Origin of the sequence: Neptuniibacter sp. QD48_11 (assembly GCF_047778095.1) — a bacterium.
GTDB lineage: Bacteria > Pseudomonadota > Gammaproteobacteria > Pseudomonadales > Balneatricaceae > Neptuniibacter.
Genome location: NZ_CP180551.1, coordinates 3,156,566 through 3,176,472, shown reverse-complemented (window position 1 = coordinate 3,176,472; position 19,907 = coordinate 3,156,566). Strand labels below are relative to the sequence as shown.

Genomic DNA, 19,907 nt, shown 5'->3' with positions numbered 1-19,907 from the left:
CGAGATGTTAAACAGACTAATAACCTGGTCAGTTACCAACCGACTTCTGGTGGTAATAGCCGTATTCACTGCGTTAATTGGCAGCGTATTTTTAATCCCCAGACTTAATCTTGATGCCTTCCCTGATGTAACTAATATCCAAGTTGCAGTAAATGCTGAAGCTCCAGGGCTAGCTGCCGAAGAGGTCGAACAGCTCATCACCTTCCCAATTGAGTCGGTTATGTATGCTATGCCTGATGTTGAAGAGGTACGTTCTATCTCTAAAACGGGCCTTGCCGGAATTACGGTTGTGTTTAAGGAAGGTACCGATATCTACTTTGCCCGCCAACAGGTATTTGAGCAACTGCAAGTGGCTAAAGAGATGATCCCAGCCGGTGTAGGTATTCCTGAAATGGGACCAAATACTTCTGGTCTAGGGCAGATCTATCAGTATCTGTTAAAAGCAGAACCTGGCAGTGAATATGATGTGATGCAACTGCGTAGCCTCAACGACTGGGTGGTAAAACTGTTATTAATGCCGGTTGATGGTGTGACCGATGTGCTCTCTTTTGGCGGTGAAGTTCGCCAGTATCAGGTCAATCTGGATGCCGAACGCCTGTTGGCCTACAACATCAATAGCGATGACTTAATCACAGCAATTGAAGCAAACAACCGTAATGCTGGCGGCTGGTACTTAGACCGTGGAGGTGAACAGTTGGTTGTTCGTGGCGTTGGTTGGTTACGTAGCGACCGTCAGGGCTTGCAAGATATTGCTGCAATTCCCCTACAAGAAGTCGATGGAGCTCTGGTCCGTGTAGGCGATGTTGCCACGGTTGAGTTTGGCAGTGAGATCCGCCAAGGCGCTGTAACGATGTCACGTAAAAATAATGACGGTGACATAGAAAATCTTGGTGAGGTGGTATCTGGTATTGTCCTTAAACGTATGGGTAGCAATACCAATACGACTATCCAAGCGATTGAAGAACGGATCGATCTGATCAATCGTGCTCTGCCAGATGGCGTCACCTTCGAAGTCTATTATGATCAATCTGATCTGGTACAAAAAGCTATCAGCACGGTGGTAACTGCTCTAGTTCAGGCATTTATCTTTATTGTGATTATATTGGCGTTATTTCTATTAAACCTGCGCGCAACCTCGTTGGTACTTCTCTCCATTCCACTGTCGGTTGGTTTAGCGCTTGCGTTTATGTCATTTAATGGGATGTCCGCTAATTTGATGTCTTTAGGCGGACTTGCTATTGCCATCGGTATGATGGTTGATGGTGCCGTGGTAATGATGGAAAACATCTTTAAACACTTAAGCCACCCAGACCAACGCCACGAAGGCCATACAGCTCCAGGTACTGAAGACCCATTCGCAGCAAGTAAAGACGACCACGGTATTTCGATACGGATTATCATGGCGGCGAAAGAGGTTGCTCGTCCAGTCTTCTTTGCAGTGATGATTATTATTGTCGTGTTTGCACCTCTGTTCAGTTTACAAGGGGTGGAAGGCAAGTTGTTCCAGCCCATGGCGATCACCATTATTATCGCTATGCTAGCCGCACTACTAGTGGCATTGATCGTTGTGCCAGCCCTAGCCAGTCTACTGTTCCGTAAAGGAATTCGTGAGAAAGAGAGTCCGCTGCTGAAACCAATCGACCGAGCCTACCGCAAACTCCTCAGCAGCGTACTTAAGCAACGTAAATGGTTGCTATCTGCTGCCGGTTTGGCCGTGGTCGGCACCCTGTTATTACTGCCACGCTTAGGTACTGAGTTTGTACCAGAGTTGGAAGAAGGCACCATCAACTTACGTGTTACTTTAGCGCCTTCAGCTAACCTGCAAACAGCTCTCTCAGTAGCACCTAAGTTAGAGCAGGAGATTTTGGCATTCCCCGAAGTGACTTATGCCTTGAGCCGGATTGGCCGAGCAGAAGTAGGCGGAGACCCAGAGCCAGTGTCTAATATCGAGATTTATATTGGTCTCAAACCTGTAAATAAATGGACTAGCGCCAGCAATCGCCGTGAATTACAGGAATTAATGCAAGAACGCCTTGAAGTGCATCCCGGCTTGTTATTCACTTTCTCACAACCTATAGCAACCCGTGTAGATGAATTGCTCTCCGGTGTTAAAGCTCAGTTGGCGATTAAGCTGTTTGGCAGCGAGCTGGATACCCTTGCGGATAAAGCCCGCGAGATCGAACGGGTGGTGCAACAGATCCCCGGCACCACTGATGTAGCAATGGAACAAGTAGAAGGTGAAGCGCAGTTAGTGATTCGCCCTAACCGTGAACAACTGTTTCGTTATGGTTTAGCTGTAGCTGATGTGATTCAACTTGTGGAAACAGGTATCGGCGGCCAAAGCGCGGGTCAAGTCATCAACGGTAACGAACGTTATGATATCTATGTCCGTCTGAAGAAAGATCAACGTAAATCTGCTGAAAATTTAAGACAGTTGCGCCTACAAGCCAGCAATGGCGCTATCGTTCGCTTGGGTGATATAGCGACAGTGGCGATTGAAGAAGGTCCGCCGCAAATCCGCAGGGATGATGTCCAACGCCGCGTAGTGATTCAAGCTAATGTCCAAGACCGTGATATGGGCAGCGTGGTAGCCGATATCTATGCCGCGATTGAACAAGACGTCGATCTCCCAGCAGGCTATACCGTAGATATTGGTGGCCAATTCGAAAACCAGCAGCGCGCTCAGGCACGTTTGATGATAGTTGTGCCCTTATCCATTGTTTTGATCGGTTTGCTTCTGTATTTCTCGTTTGGCTCCTTAGGGCAGGCTGCTTTGGTATTACTCAATCTGCCATTGGCGCTGATTGGGGGTGTCGCTGCGTTGTTTATTTCCGGTCAGTATCTTTCAGTACCTAGCTCGGTTGGATTTATAACACTATTTGGCGTGGCCGTACTTAACGGCGTTGTCATGGTGGAAAGTATCAATCTGAGAATACAGGATGGCCAGCGCATGGCTGAAGCGGTGTATGAAGGTGCTTGTTCACGTTTGCGCCCGGTCTTAATGACGGCGCTAACATCCGCTTTAGGCCTTATTCCTATTCTTCTGTCGACTGATATCGGTTCGGAGATTCAAAAGCCTTTAGCCACAGTTGTAGTCGGTGGATTAATTTCATCAACGTTGCTCACTATGCTGGTGATACCATCACTCTATGACGTATTCTCAAAATATAAGTACCAGACTGAGGAGTAAGACTCAGGCGGAGGCTGCAACAGTGTTGCAGTCTCCAACGTTTAGGAGATCAACATGCGCCTTTTGCTGATTGAAGACGATCTTAATTTAGCGCACCAACTACAACATAACTTAGAGGCTTCTGGCTATATAGTTGATGTCAGCGGTACGCTGAGTGACGCGCGCTATATGACGAATGAAATCAGCTACGACATTATCGTTATGGATTTAGGATTGCCTGATGGTAGTGGCTTGTCTCTGCTTACAGAGTGGCGGCAGAGTCATAAGCATACGCCGGTATTAGTGCTGACTGCTCGGGATAATTGGGAAGAGAAAGTTATCACTTTTCAAGCGGGGGCTGATGATTACGTCTGTAAGCCTTTCCGTCAGGAAGAACTATTGGTGCGTTTAGAAGCTCTACTTCGTCGCAGTAAACCACACCAATGCCCGAACCTTTCAGCCGGTGGTATTGGCTTAGATGAAAGTACGCAAGATGCTATCATTCTGGAAAGCGGCGAGCGTATCTCTCTGACTTCCACCGAATATCGTCTGTTACAACATTTTTTACGCAACCCAGGGCGGCTCTATAGCAAACAGCAACTGCTCGATACTCTGTATCAATTCGATGCCGAACGGGAAAGTAATATTGTCGAAAGCTATATCCGTCGTTTACGCACTAAACTGGGGAAAAAGGTAATAGAAAATCGGCGCTTTCAAGGTTATCGCTACAAAGGCTTATTATGATTTCGATTGAGAAGGTTCTGCTTAAGCGCTTTATCCTTATTGCATTAGCCTTGATTGCGGCGTTGACCTTTTTCCACTCATGGTGGGCTGACAACCTTTACCTTAAGATGCAAAAACAGCAACTGCAGCATGAAGGATCAGCGCTGGCGCAACATCTACAACATACCACGCCTGAACAGCGTACCTCGTTAACACTTAACCTGCCGCAGCACAGTAGCCATATTTATGTTATCCGTAGCCAAACAAGTAGTTGGAGTTCAGCGCCAGAACTTGTCAGCGAGTATCCATTAGACGGCTGGTTTAACGCGCCCGGGTTCCATGAATTTCAGGATAACAACGACCGTAGTTTCTTAATCCTAAGCCAAACCTTTTCTGATTCTATGCAGTTTATAGTTATTCAGGAAACTACAGCGGCGCTGGCTGAACTCGATAAAAATCATAGCTATATGCTATTCGCCATTATTCTAGCCTTAGCAATTGTTCTGCTACTCCAGCGAAAAGTTATCCGCGAAACCTTCTCCAAATTAGACCCGATAAAAAGTCAGATCGATGCCCTGCAACGGGGTGAAAAACCCACTCTACCCAACAGTGACATCAGTGAGATATCCCCTTTAGTCAGCGCTATTAACCAACTACTAGGGTATCTACATAGCCGAAACGAGCGCAGTAAAAATGCTGTGGGAAATATATCTCATGCGATGAAAACACCAATTGCAGTCATCACACAAATTGCCGAAACCAAGGATAACGGCCTTACTCCTAAGATTCGAGAGCAACTGATCGAACAAGCTGAACAACTCAATCTGATAATCTCAAGTGAATTAAAGAGAGCCCGAATCTCTGGTAGAGGGCATCAGTCCGAGAACTTTTCTATTGTTACCGCAGTTGAAAACCTAGCGGCGACAATTAAATTAATCTACCCCGATAAACTGCTGACATTTGATATCAACATCGACCCGCAATCTCATTTTCCAGGTGAACAATCCGATTTTAATGAGTTAATGGGCAACCTCATGGACAACGCAGCAAAATGGTGTGACGGAGTTATCAGTGTGGATATAAACGGCGGGTTAGACCAGTTTGAGGTAGTAGTGAACGATGACGGGCCTGGGTGCTCAAAAAGCCAAATTGAACGCTTAACTAAGCGCGGCATACGATTGGATGAACACGCGAAAGGGCATGGCCTTGGGCTCAATATAGTCCTAACTATTGTTGAACAATATCAAGGGCATATTTTATTTACTAACAAAGAACCCAAGGGATTCTCTGTTAGTGTGAAATTACCTTTGAGCTTAATCTAATCTTTCTGTGGTTAGAAGACGTCAGGGCCAAGCTCAGCGTCAAATGAGCAGGTAATATCAGGAAAGGTAGTCTCGTTGTATAGAGCCAGACTTCACCCTAGGATTTAATGACCTGTTAGTTTCTTCTGATGAATCTAACAGACTGATATTCCGAAGCTTTCACTTATTCCTGACGAAGTTCAGAAATGGCTTGACGCAAGATCAACGATGCTGAATGCAGAAAAAGTAACGCCATCGCAAAAGCGACAATCAAATCGGGCCAAGGGCTCTGGGTAGCAAAAACCGCACCTGCAGCCAGTAATGCAGCCAGATTGCCAATAGCATCATTTCTGCTACAGAGCCAAACCGAACGCACGTTGCTGTCCCCATTTCGATACTTCAATAACAACAGTGCACTGATAAGATTGGCGGTGAATGCCATCATAGCTACCGACCCCATGATCATTTCATTTGGAATCTGTAAAACGAGAGTACGGTAGAGAGTCGATCCCAATACCCATAGCCCCATAAGCGCGAGAGTTATGCCTTTAAATAACGCTGCTGAGGCCCTCCAACGAAGAGAGTGCCCAATCGCTAACAGGGTAATGCTGTAGGTCAAACTGTCCCCTAGAAAATCTAGAGCATCAGCTCTGAGAGCCATTGATTGCGATGCGATACTGGCTCCGGTTTCAATCACAAACATAACTACATTGATCGCTATCACGATCCATAGGGTTCGTTTGTACTCGGCGGAAACACCATCAAATTGAACATTGCTATTACAACCACAACCAGCCATACCAGCCCCTTAATCTGACTTGATCTACTTTCTGGTATAAGCTTAATACCTAAAGTAACTTTAGGTTCAAGGACTAATTTACGTGGGTAAAAAATATTCGATCGGAGAGGTCGCCATAGCAGGCAATTGTCAGGTACAGACCATTCGGTACTACGAACAGATAGGACTAATCCCTGCTCCTGAACGGACGGCTGGAAATCAGCGTATCTATCGCCAGGCGCATTGTGACAGACTTGCTTTTATTCGCCATAGTCGGGAGCTTGGTTTTTCACTGGAGCAAATTCGAGAAATACTGACACTGAACGACAGCCCCAACCATTCTTGTGGTGATGTAGATGCTATAGCCCGAAATCATTTGGCTGATGTGGAATCAAAGATTAAACGATTACAAGGAATGAAAAAGGAGTTGAAACGTATGATAGAGCAATGCGCCGGTGGAGCAGTTTCTGATTGCCAAATCATTGAAGTTCTTTCGGACCACAAATTATGCCTTGAGAAGAAACATACCAGTGGATAGGAAGGCAACGTTCCAAATCTAATGTCAGCTATTGGCACAAAGCCGAAGTCATGGGATACCAGAAATGTATTGATAATCTCGCTCAAGTGCCCCCTAGTAGACCGGAAAAGTACTAAAGAAATACACCTAAATATCCTGATTGCTGCTCTTCATCAAACCTTGTGTAAAAAGTGCCTATCTTGGATTTTGTGGGATAAAAGTGGATATAGATAGATGTCATTACGCACAGAATCCGCACAGACGGGGACCCTGGAATGGACCGGGGGAGGTGATTAGGCACAAAAAAAGCGGCAACCTTTCGGTTCCGCCTTCTTAAGAAAAGCCAGTAAATTCAGGCTTTTCAGCTTTCTCTTCAAAGAGTTAAAGAGATGGTACCAGCGGCCGGACTCGAACCGGCACGCCCGTGAAGGCAAGGGATTTTGAAATCGTAATGTTTATGCTTAACTATTTGAAAAATATTAAATAATGGGTATTTTTCTAAACAGTATAACGAAAAGTATAACGAAAGGCGTAAACATGAGCGATTCAGACTACCATAAGATTGTTGATGGTGTAGCAATCTATAAGCAGAAAACGAGTCGATTTTGGTGGGTAAATATCACTGTTGAGGATCAGGGTAAGAAGCAATACATTAAGAAAAGCAGCAAAGAGACGGATAAGGAAAAGGCCATAGAAAAAGCCTTTGAAATCAAGTTGTTGCTTAGGCTTAAACAGGAAAATAATATTCCCTTACATGACAATGCGCCTACCTTTACGCATATTACAAAAATACTTACTGAAAACTACAAAAAGAAAAAACAAAGAAGTACGTACAGAACCTACTACCTGCATTGGAAAAGGCTGGGGGAGCATTTCGGGCATAAGCGCGTCGATAGCATAGATACGAAGGATCTCTTGGAGTTTTTGAATGAGTTCAAGATTACGTCTGATACGCAGCTGACAACCACAAAAACGGCGCTTAAGAGGCTCTATGAGTATTGTAAAACGGAAAGGTTGATTAGACAGTTCGATATACCTGAATTCCCTCGTATAGATGATAAAGAAGACCCGATTGGACGGGAGATTTTTTCAGAATCAGATTTGGCTCATATCTTCAATGATGAGAACTTTGACAGATTTGAAAAAAACGGACGCAAAGAGCTCACTAGAAGTATCAGGAAAATATTCGCTGCTTATCTGACGTTTCTATGGGATACGGGTTTGAGAGCTGGTACTGAGTCGCAAAGTCTAAAATGGAAGTCATTTACATTACCGCGAAAAGTTAAGAGTTTTGAAAGTGAATTTACCTTTGAGAAACAACGAGGTTTGAATTTAAAGGTAAACGAAGGAAAGGTCTCAACGCATGACCGAAGAACGATTCCAGTTGATAAATCAGCTAGAACTTCATTGGATTACCTTGCACAGATTCAGAGTGTTGATGGTATTCAGCTGGTTATAAAAAGAGACGAAAGATACCTCTTTCGTGTCAACCAGAATAAAGCGATAAACTTTATCGATGTCTTCAATCAGTACAAAGACTTTTTAAAAGAGAGTTGTGGTTATGAGATTGAAGGAAATAAAACTTTATACTCTTTCCGGCATACGTACATTACTCGAATGTTGATGAAGGGCAAAGATGTCCATTTGGTGGCGAAAGCGACAGGAACTTCTACAGCCATGATAGACAAGTACTACTCCAAGTTGACGGCTATTATGAATCGTAATGCTTTGCTGGAGGATTAACAGGGAAATCCTATGAAAATCGTGACATGGAATTGTAACGGTGCGCTTCGTAAAAAAACGAAGGAAGCAGATACGCTAGAAGCTGACATTCTGATAGTGCAAGAGTGTGAGAATCCTGCCGAGTCCACGGCCACTTATAGAGACTGGGCAGGAGATTATTTATGGACAGGAAAAACAAAAAATAAAGGAATCGGAGTATTTGCAAGGAATGGGCATAAAATATCCCGATTGAATTGGGAAGGTGAGTTCGAAATAGAGGGCTTTGAAAGAAGTCATGCTTCCATGTCATGGAAAAGTAGTGATTTAGAACTGTTTTTGCCATGCACAGTAGGTAACGAAATTACTGTTTTAGCTGTTTGGACAAAGGGAGCAAATTCACCTAATTTCGGCTATATGGGGCAGTTCTGGAAGTATCTGCAAATACATAGAGAACAACTGTCAGTGCCAAAAGTGGTAATTCTAGGAGATTTTAATAGTAATACTATCTGGGACCAGTCAGACCGTTGGTGGAGTCATAGTGATGTTGTTGCTGAATTAGAAGCTATTGGTATAGAAAGTCTTTACCACATAGAATTTGATGAAGAGCAGGGGGGAGAATCTGTACCGACATTTTATATGCATAGAAAGGAAAGTAAGCCGTATCATATAGATTATGTGTTTATGTCCCATGAGCTAAGAGGCAAAAGCAGACTGAGTATTGGTGATATAGAACAGTGGTTATTGGTAAGTGACCACATGCCGCTTACAGTTGATATGGGCGCCGACTAGAAGTGACACTTGATAGGCTTGAGAACCCAAGATTTTCATAATTGAATACCTCTATTGCTGAAATCCGGGTGGTAGATAGATTAATAGTAAAAGGAACTTATGTGATGAAAAAGATAGCTTTAGGATTATTGATGCTCTTGTCTACCACGGCTTCTGCTGAATACAGGGCTTTGACAACAGTACCTGTATATAATTTCCCACCTCCCCCTAGTAGTGTTAGCAAGAAAATTCACACCTTCAAAAAAGGCGATAGTGTTCAGTTTATGTATGGAGGCTGCAACGCTAAGACCTGCCAAGTATTGCTCCCGAATGGCTCTAAGGGCTGGATATACGGACACCTAACGACGGACAAGAAGGATTTAGACCAAGCATATGAAAGCTTTAAGAAGTCAGGGATAGAAGATTGGGACGATATATCATTGATGGTTTGGTATTCGGTAAAGGGCGACCTTAACAAACTCGACAAATGTTCTTTAAAGCTTGTCTATAAGGCCGAGTTTAATAGAAAAACAGAATGGCCTGCATATTGTAATTCGTTTGAGAATACTGACGAGGTTCAAAGTCGAGTAAAAGCTTTATCAGATATGTTGCTTGAGCTTTCCCCTTCTGATGAGGAAAGAGAAAAGTTGGTAAGGGGCAAAGTATGGATTGGCGCAAAAGAGGACTTTGTTACTTTGGCATGGGGTAGTCCTGTGAAGGTGAACAGAACTGTAACGGCAAATCGCGTCAAAGAGCAGTGGGTTTATGGTAGCGGGAGTTATGTATATGTAACCAATGGGTTAGTGACGGGTATACAGAACTAGTGTTCTCCTAACTGATTCTGTTCTGTTGAAATGACTGAAACGATGGGGATTGGTAATGCGTCTATATAAATATCTTAGCAGTGCTCACAAGTTGTTTACGGACGGATTGATTAGAGTTTCACAGCCTTCAGTACTAAATGACCCCTATGAGGCGTTTTTTGATAGAAAGGCTGTTGAGGAATTATTGCTTGAGGCTTCATATCATGGTCCAGAAGATATGGGGTGGGCATTAGAAGAGATAGAAAGCACCATTTCTAAAACAGGTGTTATTTCATTGACTCAATCTTATGACAATCTGCTTATGTGGGCACACTATGCTAATGAACATAGGGGTCTAGTTGTTGGTTTTAATGTAATAGATGATTGTGATTTTTTCGTTGAGCTTTTTCCAAGGATTAATGAGGGTTCCTTGAGCCAATGCTTTGGTGAGGGGCCTATAGGTAGTCCAGTCTATAACGGACAGTTGGATAGTATTAAGTATCAGAAACAGCCAGCCTTCCGTTTAGATACATATGAATATCCATGGGATGAACTTTCCGCAGGCGATACAGATTTAATAGCCAGACACTCTTTTCTTCACAAAAGCGATGAGTGGATTTATGAAAAAGAGCACAGGTATATCATTCACCTTGAGCAAGCTGATGTAGTCAAAATTCCGGAGTCAACAAGTGAGTCACATGACGGTGGTAAATTAGTAAGAGGTTGTGTTGGCCTGCTCGGTGATAGCGCCGAGTATGTTTACTGTTATGATGGAAAGGCGCATGAATTTAACCTTTACATGATAGAGGACAGTCCTACCAGACAGCTAGTGGCAAAATTACTAAGTGGGTTGAGCCATTATTCTGATGTGATTTATTGCATGAGGATTAACACTGGGCTTATATCTGCGTGTATCTTAGGTGAGAGCTTTGACTTATCTAAACAGTCTAAAGCGCTTGATGGGATTGATAATACAAATGTATTTAATCGGCATGGGGATTTTTTTAAATCAAAAAGGTCTACATTTAGCTATCAGTTGGATTTCGATAATATTTCTAGGGACGATATTGTTCAATAATTTTTATTTATAATATTGATTATTTTTTTATTTGTGTTTTATTTTATGTGCAGGAATATGTTTCTGTTATAAAAAGAGGGATAAAAATGGATAAAGAAAAAAATATTATTGATAGTTTTTGCGAATCTGTGCGCGTTTTAGAAATTATTGAAAAAGTTGAAAGTCAGATAAGGTTACAGGAGTTTGTGTATTGCTTATATAGAAATGAGGAATATAAGCTAAGTAAACTTAAAGGTATGGATGATGAGAATCGAGGTATTGCGATTAAAATATTAGAAGATATATACCCGGAAAACATTTTTGGTGATTTAGAAAGGTTTAATTAAGGGCGCCTTTTTCTTCTCCTTCTTTTTCTCAGTCGGTGATGGGCTTTTTCTTCGTTCTGTACAGTTCTAAGATATGTGTCTTGAAGTTCTATTTCTTCAGCTGTTTCGGCGAGTTCTTCAAGGATATCAGGTCTTTCATTTTTCACATAAAGTGAAGTTTCTTCAATCTGTTCAGCAAGTTCAATGGATTCCTCAACTGCACGGTTCTTGAAGGCTTTGAGCCAGTGCCTGAAGGAGGAAAGAAGTTCTTCTACTTCGAGTTTGAGAATATTTAGATTTGATATTTTATTGTGAATTTTCTTTTCTTTAGCCTTTAGTAGTTCTTCCTGTTGTTTGAGCTTTTCGGCTCTAGCTGCATATAGCGGTTTATCACCTATTTTGCTCTTTTGGGGCAAGTACTTCATGTGGTCTATTCCTAGCTCCAGCATTGCTTGATTAAAAGCTCTTTTTACGGCATAGGTTGACCTGTGTTGAGTTAAGGCTTTGCAATATTCATTATCATGAACATTGCCAATCATAAGGTTAAGGTGGTTGTTTTTGTCTTTTGATGGTTCTTCGTGGAGTACTGCTACGCATTGCTGCCACAGCTCATTGGCGCTTATTCCGGTCGGTTCTTCGAGTGATTTAACAACCTTCATGGCGATTTTTTGCCACTCTTTAGGGGTTGGTTGCTTTATGTCTTTTGGCAAAGATAAAACAAAACTTGTTGCTTCGCAGTTTATGCCACCGCCTCGCAGCCCTGCTGCTTGTCGATGTAACTTTCTGCTAGTGATTTGAGCGTTGATTTGGGCTAGACGTTGAGGGGCTTTGTTTAGGTCTATTATGTTTGTGTGGTAGTGAGACTGGGCTTTCTTGTTGAGTAAATAACAACCATATTTGAAAGCTGAGGAATTGATTGTTTTTACAACTTTACCGTCTTTTTTTATACGAGTTTTTTTCTTGATTTGTTTGGTCTTTACAGTCCAGTTCTTGATCATAACTTGTTGATATTGTTTTATTTATCATGAATAGCATTTTAAAAATATTTGTCAATCTTCTATAAAAACTGACCGTTTGCTATTCAAGATAGGAGCTTTAACGATGTTAAACCCCCGCTCCGCTTCCTTCTTGCCAAAGGGCTTGCCCCTTGGAACCCAAAAACGTAAACGTTTTTCCTCGCCGCTTCGCTGCCGCGCTGCGCTTGGGTAAACTGGCGTTTTGTAGGTTTCGCTTCGCTGCACTTGTGCGGAGGCATTTAGCCTCCTTTGTTGGATCTCTTTGTATATAGAAGTTTGAAAAGAGGGGTTATAACACCCCGATAGCAAGTGAAGCTTTAGCGTAACGTTAGGGAAAAAATCAGAAATTTTTTAATTTATTTTTAAATTTTATTTATATTGTTATTTTTGGTGGTGTTAATAATATAAGAGGGGTGGTTTTTTTAGTCCCGTTGTTTTTTTGTAGTTTTTATCTGGTTTTTTTGGGGTTTTTTGTCTCTTTTTAAATTACTCGTTCGGAGTAGTTTTTCTACTTTTATTGAGTATTTATTTTACTCTTGTGAAGTAGGTTTGAATTTAATACTTGACTTTAAGTAAAAGTACGTTATTTGTATTTAAAATAACTTAAGAGGAAATAATGTCAAGTAAGAGAATAATAAGTCAAAAATGTGTTGAGACTTTTGATAGAGAGACTGGTGAAGTAAAAGAGGAAAATAAAGTTACTGTTTATAGCGTTCCAAAGGAGCCTGCTTATATAAAATTGTATCTAGAAGATATAGGAAAGCTATATGAGCTTCCTAATAACTCTTCTTCTTTGCTTTATGAGCTTTTAAGGCGAATGGATTATGATGGCCTTATATCGTTAAACTCAACTAATAAAAAAATGATTTGTAAAAGAACTGGGTATAAAGTTCAATCTTTGGATAATTATTTGCAAAATTTGATTAAGAATGAGCTGTTTATCAGGGAGGGGCGGGGTGTTTTTAAGCCTGACCCGCATTTATTTGGTAAAGGGGAATGGAGCGAAATACATAAGAGGCGTGAGGCGTGGATAAAGGTATCGTACTCCACTGATGGAAATCGAAGTGTTCAAGGTGGTTTTGTAGATTCTTCTGTCGTGAAGGGAGGAGAGAATGAAAAAGTTTAGAAATGATAGGCAAAAAAAGGAGTTCGAAGAACTGTCTAAGGTGATTGAATTTCCCGAGTTGTTCTCTGATGTTGACAATTTTTATGAGATTGAAGGGGAAGGGGGTGTTGATCCTGAAAAGTCAGTAAAGAGGAAAAAGAGAAATAAACTAAAATTTTAGAGGAGATTTAATGAAGTGTAGTAAGAAGAAGTTAGAGCGTTTGGCAGTATTGGAATATGAGTTTGTGGTGTCACTTGCTGCGGCATTAAACAAAAGTAGTCATAGCTGCTTGGTGAGAGAGTATCTTAGGTTGTTCGGTTGGGAGTTTGAAGCATATATAGCAGAAGGGCAGTACTGTTCGGGGACTGTCGCGGTTGTTAATAATTCAGGTTATGGGAATAAAAAAGGCAAAATGAGGAAGGTAAAAGTTAGCAAGTTTGCCGATAGAGCTATGAGGGGAAAATTTATAACCGTTTAGGCTTAAGAAATGGTACCAGCGGCCGGACTCGAACCGGCACACCTGTTAGGGCGGGGGATTTTGACGTTTATTATCTACTCGTTTTCACGGTAGCCGGACTATATCATCACCTCAAAAAATTGAGGGCTGGGCGCTGTTTCACCTAGTGACTAAACTAAGCTACTTCCTGTTATTAAGCATGTCGCCATGCTCAGGTAGTCTCTGAACCTTCTCTCTCTGAGAGCTTGGATGCTGATTAGCTTAGATTATTAAATCCTTAGCCTTCCAGCAGTTCACCCAGTTTTTCTCACTTGCAATTGCTTGCAAGGGGGACTCATTTTTTTAAGACACTGGCTTACGCTTATCCCCTGTGTCTACCAATTCCACCACGCTGGCATATATAACGAGATATAACGAGCATATATTGGCGTTTATGCTCTTCTCTATTTCTTAAAAATCAGCACCTTAGCAATATAATTTTGTGTAGACAAGTTGAATTTTGAATCCCTCATGTCTACCAATTTCATCACGCTGGCACTTAAGAGAGGCGTATTATAGAAATCTGGACGCTTGCGTCAATCAATACTTTTGAAAACCTGAAAAAAAATCTCCTTTCCGGTACAATGCGCGCCCTTAAGTCCCTTTGATGTTGATATAGAAGAATTCCCTGAATGCAGGTTAAAGATTTTCATTTTGAGCTTCCAGAGGAACTCATTGCGAGTTTTCCTCTAGAGCAGCGTAGCGCTAGCCGTTTGTTATCTGTGAATGGCGATTCTGGTGAACTCAATCACGGTCAATTTACCGATGTGCTTGAATTGATCCAACCGGGTGATCTTATGATCTTCAATGACACCCGTGTTATCCCAGCTCGTTTATTTGGTACTAAAGAGTCTGGCGGTAAAGTTGAGGTTTTAGTTGAGCGTGTTTTAGACGATAAGCGTGCTTTGACCCATGTACGTTCCAGCCGTTCGCCTAAACCGGGTACTAAGCTGATTCTTGAAGGTGGTATTGAAGCTGAGATGGTGACTCGTCACGAGAACCTATTTGAGCTTAAGTTTCTGATTGAAGGCGGTTTGGTGCAGGCGCTTGAGCAGCACGGCCATATGCCGCTACCACCGTATATGAAACGTGAAGATCAGTTAGAAGATCGTGAACGTTATCAAACGGTTTACAACAAAAAGCCGGGTGCCGTAGCTGCACCTACAGCTGGTCTGCATTTTGATGATGCCCTGCTGGCTAAGTTGGATGAGAAAGGCGTTAAGCGTGCATTTGTGACTTTGCACGTAGGCGCGGGTACCTTCCAGCCGGTTAAAGTCGATAATATCGATGAGCATGTAATGCACTCCGAGTATATCGAAGTGAGCGAAGAGGTTTGTGAGCTGGTGAAGCAAACGCGTGCCGAAGGTGGTCGTGTGATTGCGGTAGGGACAACCAGTGTGCGCAGCTTGGAGAGCGCGAGCCGCAATGGCGAAATCGAGCCGTTGTTTGGTGATAGCGATATCTTTATCTTCCCAGGTTACGAATTCAAATCTGTGGATGCGATGATCACCAACTTCCACCTGCCAGAATCGACTCTGTTGATGCTTGTGAGCGCGTTCTCCGGCTACGACAACATGATGAAGGCGTATAAAGAAGCGGTTGAGCAGAAATACCGCTTCTTTAGTTATGGCGATGCCATGTATTTAACACGTAAAAGTGGTCAGTGATTTAACTGCGTAAATTAGAGGTAAGAGTTAAATGAGCAGAGAATGTTTTATGCAGTTTGATAAGCTGGCTGAAGACGGCAAAGCCCGTCGCGGTCGCTTGCAGTTCCCACGTGGTACGGTTGAAACGCCAGCGTTTATGCCGGTAGGTACTTACGGCACAGTTAAAGGTATGACACCGCGCGATATCGAAGCGACAGGCGCACAGATTATTTTGGGTAATACTTTCCACCTGATGCTACGTCCGGGTACCGAGATTGTTAAGCAGCACGGCGATCTGCATGACTTTATGCAGTGGAAAGGCCCGATCCTAACTGACTCCGGTGGTTTCCAAGTATTTAGCTTGGGTAAAATGCGTAAGATCACCGAAGAGGGTGTGACCTTCCAGTCTCCGGTAAACGGCAGTAAAGTGTTTATGGGCCCAGAAGAGTCGATGCAGGTTCAGCGTGAGTTGGGTTCTGACATTGTAATGATCTTCGATGAATGTACGCCATACCCAGCGACAGAAACCGAAGCGGCTGAGTCTATGCGCCTATCTATGCGTTGGGCTAAGCGCTCTAAAGACGCACACGGCGATAACCCAGCAGCGCTGTTTGGTATCGTTCAGGGCGGCATGTACCCGCACCTACGTGATGAATCGATGAAAGGTTTGGAAGAGATCGGTTTTGATGGCTATGCCATTGGCGGTTTATCAGTAGGTGAGCCTAAAGATGAGATGGTCAAAGTACTGGATCATCTTGCCTACAAAATGCCTGCAGAGAAACCCCGTTACTTGATGGGTGTAGGTAAGCCAGAAGATATCGTTGAAGCGGTTCGCCGTGGTGTTGATATGTTCGACTGTGTAATGCCAACACGTAACGCGCGAAACGGCTTCCTATTTACCGATACGGGTGTGGTTAAGATCCGTAATGCGGTAAATAAAACCGATACGCGTCCGCTTGATGAGAACTGTGATTGCTACACTTGCCAGAACTTTAGCCGTGCATATTTGCACCACTTGGATAAGTGTAAAGAGATCTTAGGCGCGCAGTTAAATACCATTCATAACCTGCATTACTATCAGCAGCTAATGGCTGGATTGCGTCAAGCTATCGAACAGGGTAAATTGAGCGACTTTGTGGACGAATTTTATCGTAAGCGTGGCCTTGAAACGCCCGCAATTGACTCCATATAAGTTGTTAGTGCTTTTATAACGACAAGAATTTTTACATTATTTTTAGGAGTAGCTAAATGAGCTTCTTTATCTCCCCAGCTTATGCTGAAGGTGCTGCCGGTGCCCCAATGGATTCTGGCATGTTCAACATGATTTTCTTGGTTGGCTTTGGTCTGATCTTCTACTTCTTCATGTGGCGTCCACAAGCTAAGCGCGCTAAAGAGCACAAAGAGCTTCTAGGTGGCCTTAGCAAAGGTGATGAAGTGATCACTGCAGGTGGTATTCTGGGTAAAGTAGTTAACCTAAACGACGACTACATTGTTCTAGAAGTGAGCGAAGGTACTGAACTGACTTTCCAAAAAACTCACGTATCAGCAGCTCTGCCAAAAGGCACTCTTAAGAGCATCTAAGCTAATTCACAGACGCCACTACATCTAGTAGTGGCGTTTCTGTTTCTATCAGGGAATAGGGCGCTATGCTCAATCGATACCCCCTCTGGAAAAATCTCCTTATTTTGTTTGTGTTAGTGTTCGGTGGTTTATACGCTGCACCTAACTTGTATCCCGATGATTATGCGATCCAGCTAACTGGTACACGTGATGTATTTGAAGTGGATCAGCCGCTAATCGAAAAAGTTACTGCTGCGCTGGAGCGTGAAGGTGTATCTGTTAAGGAAACCGAGCTTGATAGAAAAGCCGGCCTTATCCGTTTCCCTGATGGCGATTCCCAGCTTAAAGCGAAAGATATTATTACCCGTGTAGTGGGTGATGATTACATCGTAGCGCTTAACTTGGCGCCTACAACGCCAGAGTGGCTTTCTTCTATGGGCGCAGGCCCTATGAAGCTTGGTCTTGACCTACGTGGTGGTGTTCACTTCTTGCTTGAAGTTGATCTGCCAAAAGCGGTGACTCAGAAGCTAGAAAACTACGCGTCTGAGATCAAAGGTCGTCTGCGTGAAGAGAAGCTTCGTTACCGTAAGCTAGAAACCCGTGAAAACGGTGCCTTGGCAATTAAATTTACCAAGCTAGAGTCTCGTGATGCAGCGGTTAACCTTCTACGTCAGGAATATACTGAGTTCTTAGTCACTGCAGATGAGCGCGATGGTGAGTTTTATGTTGAAGTTAACCTGACTGAACAAGCTGTTCGTGATATCGAAACTTATGCGATCAAACAGAACCTGACAACACTTCGTAACCGTGTAAACGAACTGGGTGTAGCTGAGCCGCTAGTTCAGCGTCAAGGTCGTAACCGTATCGTAGTTCAGCTACCGGGTATCCAGGATACTGCTGCGGCGAAGAAGATTATCGGTAAGACTGCAACGCTTGAATTCCGTTTGGAAGCTAAGCCAGGTGCAAGCTCTGCACGTACTGAGGTTTATGAGTTCCGTAGTGAGCTAGGCCGTAAAGCTACCTTAGAGAAAGATGTCATCATCAAAGGTGATAACGTATCTAACGCACAAGCTTCTTTTGATGAAAACGGTCAGCCGCAGGTAAACATCTCGCTTGATTCTAAAGGTGGTGAGCTAATGGCTCGTACCACTAAGAACGCTGTACAGCGCCGCATGGCCGTACTGTTTGTTGAAGATAAAGAGCGTACTGTGACTAAGACGGTTGATGGTGTTCAGGTAACGGAAAAAGTACGTTACACCGAGAAGAACATTATCTCTCTTGCGACAATTCAGGCGGTATTGGGTAACTCTTTCCGAATCACAGGTTTGGACGGAGCAGGCGAATCTTCTGAGCTAGCGCTATTGCTACGTGCCGGTGCACTAGCTGCGCCAATCTACTTTGTAGAGGAGCGTACAGTAGGTCCGAGCTTGGGTGCGCAGAACATCGAAACCGGTGTGATGTCGGTTCAGATCGGTCTAGCCTTAGTATTGCTGTTCATGATTCTGTACTACCGCGTGTTTGGTCTACTGGCGAATATCGCTCTGACCTTGAACCTGATGCTATTGGTTGCAGTGATGTCGATGCTTTCGGCAACGCTAACGCTTCCGGGTATTGCCGGTATCGTATTGACGGTTGGTATGGCCGTGGATGCGAACGTACTGATCTTCTCGCGTATCAAAGAAGAGCTTAAAAATGGTCTGCCACCGCAATCAGCGATTAACGCTGGTTTCAAAGGCGCGACTACAACCATCTTTGATGCCAACATCACAACGCTTCTTGCGGCAGTAATTCTGTTTGCGATGGGTACGGGGCCGGTTAAAGGCTTCGCGATCACGCTATCTGTAGGTATTTTGACCTCTATGTTCACAGCGATTCTAGTAACGCGTGCACTGGTTAACTTAACTTACGGCGGCCGCCAAGTTAGCAAACTATCAATCTGAGGAAGCTGTGATGTCTAAAGAAAAGATATATAACTTCATGGGCTTCCGTAAGATCGCAGCAGCTTGCTCTGTGCTCTTACTGATAGTCTCTATTGGTGCTTTAGCTGTAAACGGTCTGAAGTTCGGTTTGGACTTTACCGGCGGTAGTTTGGTTGAGATTGGCTACGAACAGCCAGCCGATCTAAACAAGATCCGTGGTCAGCTAAAAGATGTAGGTTTTAAAGATGCGGTAGTGCAAACCTTTGGTTCGCCAACCGATATTCTTATCCGTTTAGGCCAGGATCACGATCCGCAGCTGGGTGATAAAGTACTGTCTGCACTGCAGGCGGGCGAATCACAACAGCTTAACTTGCGCCGTAACGAGTTCGTAGGTGCGCAGGTAGGCGAAGAACTACGTGAACAAGGTGGTCTGGGCATGCTGTTAGCATTGTTCATGATCATGGTTTATGTAGCGTTCCGTTTCCAGATTAAGTTCTCTGTAGGTGCTGTAGCGGCCTTGGCACACGACGTATTGATCGTACTTGGTTTCTTTGCCCTATTTAAGTTGGACTTTGACCTAACGGTACTGGCAGCTGTATTGGCAGTAATTGGTTACTCGTTGAACGATACCATCGTAGTGTCCGACCGTATTCGTGAAAACTTCCGTAAAGTGCGTAAAGGTACGCCGTTAGAGGTAATGAATATCTCATTGACGCAAACCTTAGGCCGTACCTTGGTGACCTCTTTAACCACATTGTTGGTATTGTTGGCGCTAAGTATTTTCGGTGGTGAAATGATTCACGGTTTCGCGACTGCATTGTTGGTGGGTGTATTTATTGGTACATACTCCTCCATCTATGTGGCGGCTAACGTCCTGATTGCGATGAACATCTGCAAAGAGGATCTTCTCCCTCCTGAGGAGAAAGAGACCGAGGTCGATGATCGTCCTTAAGTTTGACAAGAGCCGGCATCTGCCGGCTCTTTTCGTTTAAAATGCCTG

The 19,907-nt window shown here is 43.5% G+C and carries 19 protein-coding genes; 17 read left to right on the top strand and 2 right to left on the bottom strand.

What is annotated here, in order from left to right:
- Window positions 1-4 precede the first annotated feature (4 nt).
- The 3 genes from ACMXYU_RS14850 to ACMXYU_RS14840 are packed head-to-tail and all read left to right on the top strand — an operon-like array spanning window position 5 to window position 5,214.
- On the top strand, window positions 5-3,190 hold the full coding sequence (locus tag ACMXYU_RS14850) for an efflux RND transporter permease subunit (protein WP_415899294.1): 3,186 nt from the start codon (window positions 5-7) through the stop codon (window positions 3,188-3,190).
- A gap of 54 nt (window positions 3,191-3,244) precedes the next feature.
- On the top strand, window positions 3,245-3,913 hold the full coding sequence (locus ACMXYU_RS14845; RefSeq protein WP_299179315.1) for a response regulator transcription factor: 669 nt from the start codon (window positions 3,245-3,247) through the stop codon (window positions 3,911-3,913).
- On the top strand, window positions 3,910-5,214 hold the full coding sequence (locus ACMXYU_RS14840) for a sensor histidine kinase (RefSeq protein WP_415899293.1): 1,305 nt from the start codon (window positions 3,910-3,912) through the stop codon (window positions 5,212-5,214). The genes ACMXYU_RS14845 and ACMXYU_RS14840 overlap by 4 nt, the downstream gene beginning before the upstream one ends.
- Window positions 5,215-5,377: 163 nt before the next feature.
- Here the strand turns inward: ACMXYU_RS14840 and ACMXYU_RS14835 are convergent, their stop codons facing one another.
- Window positions 5,378-5,992 carry a cation transporter gene (locus ACMXYU_RS14835; protein ID WP_415899292.1) on the bottom strand — a complete coding sequence of 205 codons (615 nt, stop codon included), beginning with the start codon at window positions 5,990-5,992 and terminating at the stop codon, window positions 5,378-5,380.
- A gap of 82 nt (window positions 5,993-6,074) precedes the next feature.
- Between ACMXYU_RS14835 and ACMXYU_RS14830 the strand changes: the two genes are divergently transcribed.
- The 6 genes from ACMXYU_RS14830 to ACMXYU_RS14805 all read left to right on the top strand — a co-directional run bounded on the left by ACMXYU_RS14830 (window position 6,075) and on the right by ACMXYU_RS14805 (window position 11,185).
- On the top strand, window positions 6,075-6,509 hold the full coding sequence (locus ACMXYU_RS14830) for a MerR family transcriptional regulator (RefSeq protein ID WP_415899291.1): 435 nt from the start codon (window positions 6,075-6,077) through the stop codon (window positions 6,507-6,509).
- A 516-nt stretch (window positions 6,510-7,025) separates the two neighbouring features.
- Complete coding sequence (locus ACMXYU_RS14825; RefSeq protein ID WP_415899290.1) at window positions 7,026-8,231, top strand: tyrosine-type recombinase/integrase; 1,206 nt, start codon at window positions 7,026-7,028, stop codon at window positions 8,229-8,231.
- Between the two features lie 12 nt (window positions 8,232-8,243).
- Window positions 8,244-8,999 carry an endonuclease/exonuclease/phosphatase family protein gene (locus ACMXYU_RS14820; protein WP_415899289.1) on the top strand — a complete coding sequence of 252 codons (756 nt, stop codon included), beginning with the start codon at window positions 8,244-8,246 and terminating at the stop codon, window positions 8,997-8,999.
- Window positions 9,000-9,103: 104 nt separating this feature from the next.
- Entirely contained in the window at window positions 9,104-9,802 is a 699-nt protein-coding gene (locus tag ACMXYU_RS14815) for a hypothetical protein (RefSeq protein WP_415899288.1), read from the top strand.
- Between the two features lie 55 nt (window positions 9,803-9,857).
- A complete protein-coding gene (locus tag ACMXYU_RS14810; protein ID WP_415899287.1) occupies window positions 9,858-10,859 on the top strand; it encodes a DUF2971 domain-containing protein in 1,002 nt (333 codons plus the stop codon).
- Between the two features lie 86 nt (window positions 10,860-10,945).
- Window positions 10,946-11,185 (top strand): hypothetical protein, encoded by a 240-nt coding sequence (locus ACMXYU_RS14805; RefSeq protein ID WP_415899286.1) that lies wholly within the window; start codon window positions 10,946-10,948, stop codon window positions 11,183-11,185.
- Here ACMXYU_RS14805 and ACMXYU_RS14800 read toward each other — a convergent pair.
- Window positions 11,182-12,162, bottom strand: coding sequence for a hypothetical protein (locus ACMXYU_RS14800; RefSeq protein ID WP_415899285.1), 981 nt, complete (start codon window positions 12,160-12,162; stop codon window positions 11,182-11,184). The two genes, ACMXYU_RS14805 and ACMXYU_RS14800, sit on opposite strands and share 4 nt — an antisense overlap.
- A gap of 634 nt (window positions 12,163-12,796) precedes the next feature.
- Here ACMXYU_RS14800 and ACMXYU_RS14795 point away from each other — a divergent pair.
- From ACMXYU_RS14795 to secF, 8 genes are all read left to right on the top strand, one after another.
- Window positions 12,797-13,306 carry a replication/maintenance protein RepL gene (locus ACMXYU_RS14795; protein WP_415899284.1) on the top strand — a complete coding sequence of 170 codons (510 nt, stop codon included), beginning with the start codon at window positions 12,797-12,799 and terminating at the stop codon, window positions 13,304-13,306.
- Entirely contained in the window at window positions 13,293-13,466 is a 174-nt protein-coding gene (locus ACMXYU_RS14790) for a hypothetical protein (RefSeq protein WP_415899283.1), read from the top strand. The genes ACMXYU_RS14795 and ACMXYU_RS14790 overlap by 14 nt, the downstream gene beginning before the upstream one ends.
- Before the next feature lie 10 nt (window positions 13,467-13,476).
- The gene (locus ACMXYU_RS14785) at window positions 13,477-13,764 is read left to right on the top strand and encodes a hypothetical protein (protein ID WP_415899282.1); all 288 of its coding nucleotides are present in this window, start codon (window positions 13,477-13,479) and stop codon (window positions 13,762-13,764) included.
- A 650-nt stretch (window positions 13,765-14,414) separates the two neighbouring features.
- Window positions 14,415-15,449 (top strand): tRNA preQ1(34) S-adenosylmethionine ribosyltransferase-isomerase QueA, encoded by a 1,035-nt coding sequence (queA, locus tag ACMXYU_RS14780; protein WP_415899281.1) that lies wholly within the window; start codon window positions 14,415-14,417, stop codon window positions 15,447-15,449.
- A gap of 31 nt (window positions 15,450-15,480) precedes the next feature.
- A complete protein-coding gene (gene tgt / locus ACMXYU_RS14775) occupies window positions 15,481-16,620 on the top strand; it encodes a tRNA guanosine(34) transglycosylase Tgt (RefSeq protein ID WP_415885909.1) in 1,140 nt (379 codons plus the stop codon).
- A gap of 56 nt (window positions 16,621-16,676) precedes the next feature.
- Window positions 16,677-17,009: a preprotein translocase subunit YajC gene (gene yajC, locus ACMXYU_RS14770; protein WP_415882520.1), complete on the top strand. Its 333-nt coding sequence runs from the start codon at window positions 16,677-16,679 to the stop codon at window positions 17,007-17,009.
- A 65-nt stretch (window positions 17,010-17,074) separates the two neighbouring features.
- Window positions 17,075-18,928 (top strand): protein translocase subunit SecD, encoded by a 1,854-nt coding sequence (secD, locus tag ACMXYU_RS14765; RefSeq protein ID WP_415899280.1) that lies wholly within the window; start codon window positions 17,075-17,077, stop codon window positions 18,926-18,928.
- Between the two features lie 10 nt (window positions 18,929-18,938).
- Window positions 18,939-19,859, top strand: a complete 921-nt coding sequence (gene secF, locus ACMXYU_RS14760) for a protein translocase subunit SecF (RefSeq protein WP_415899279.1) — start codon at window positions 18,939-18,941, stop codon at window positions 19,857-19,859.
- Window positions 19,860-19,907: the final 48 nt, after the last annotated feature.

Bases quoted from the DNA above. Each gene is read 5' to 3' on its own strand.
- ACMXYU_RS14850 (WP_415899294.1), top strand. From the start codon at position 5: ATGTTAAACAGACTAATAACCTGGTCAGTTACCAACCGACTTCTGGTG.
- ACMXYU_RS14845 (WP_299179315.1), top strand. From the start codon at position 3,245: ATGCGCCTTTTGCTGATTGAAGACGATCTTAATTTAGCGCACCAACTA.
- ACMXYU_RS14840 (WP_415899293.1), top strand. From the start codon at position 3,910: ATGATTTCGATTGAGAAGGTTCTGCTTAAGCGCTTTATCCTTATTGCA.
- ACMXYU_RS14835 (WP_415899292.1), bottom strand. From the start codon at position 5,992: ATGGCTGGTTGTGGTTGTAATAGCAATGTTCAATTTGATGGTGTTTCC.
- ACMXYU_RS14825 (WP_415899290.1), top strand. From the start codon at position 7,026: ATGAGCGATTCAGACTACCATAAGATTGTTGATGGTGTAGCAATCTAT.
- ACMXYU_RS14820 (WP_415899289.1), top strand. From the start codon at position 8,244: ATGAAAATCGTGACATGGAATTGTAACGGTGCGCTTCGTAAAAAAACG.
- ACMXYU_RS14815 (WP_415899288.1), top strand. From the start codon at position 9,104: ATGAAAAAGATAGCTTTAGGATTATTGATGCTCTTGTCTACCACGGCT.
- ACMXYU_RS14810 (WP_415899287.1), top strand. From the start codon at position 9,858: ATGCGTCTATATAAATATCTTAGCAGTGCTCACAAGTTGTTTACGGAC.
- ACMXYU_RS14805 (WP_415899286.1), top strand. From the start codon at position 10,946: ATGGATAAAGAAAAAAATATTATTGATAGTTTTTGCGAATCTGTGCGC.
- ACMXYU_RS14800 (WP_415899285.1), bottom strand. From the start codon at position 12,162: ATGATCAAGAACTGGACTGTAAAGACCAAACAAATCAAGAAAAAAACT.
- ACMXYU_RS14795 (WP_415899284.1), top strand. From the start codon at position 12,797: ATGTCAAGTAAGAGAATAATAAGTCAAAAATGTGTTGAGACTTTTGAT.
- ACMXYU_RS14790 (WP_415899283.1), top strand. From the start codon at position 13,293: ATGAAAAAGTTTAGAAATGATAGGCAAAAAAAGGAGTTCGAAGAACTG.
- ACMXYU_RS14785 (WP_415899282.1), top strand. From the start codon at position 13,477: ATGAAGTGTAGTAAGAAGAAGTTAGAGCGTTTGGCAGTATTGGAATAT.
- queA (WP_415899281.1), top strand. From the start codon at position 14,415: ATGCAGGTTAAAGATTTTCATTTTGAGCTTCCAGAGGAACTCATTGCG.
- tgt (WP_415885909.1), top strand. From the start codon at position 15,481: ATGAGCAGAGAATGTTTTATGCAGTTTGATAAGCTGGCTGAAGACGGC.
- yajC (WP_415882520.1), top strand. From the start codon at position 16,677: ATGAGCTTCTTTATCTCCCCAGCTTATGCTGAAGGTGCTGCCGGTGCC.
- secD (WP_415899280.1), top strand. From the start codon at position 17,075: ATGCTCAATCGATACCCCCTCTGGAAAAATCTCCTTATTTTGTTTGTG.
- secF (WP_415899279.1), top strand. From the start codon at position 18,939: ATGTCTAAAGAAAAGATATATAACTTCATGGGCTTCCGTAAGATCGCA.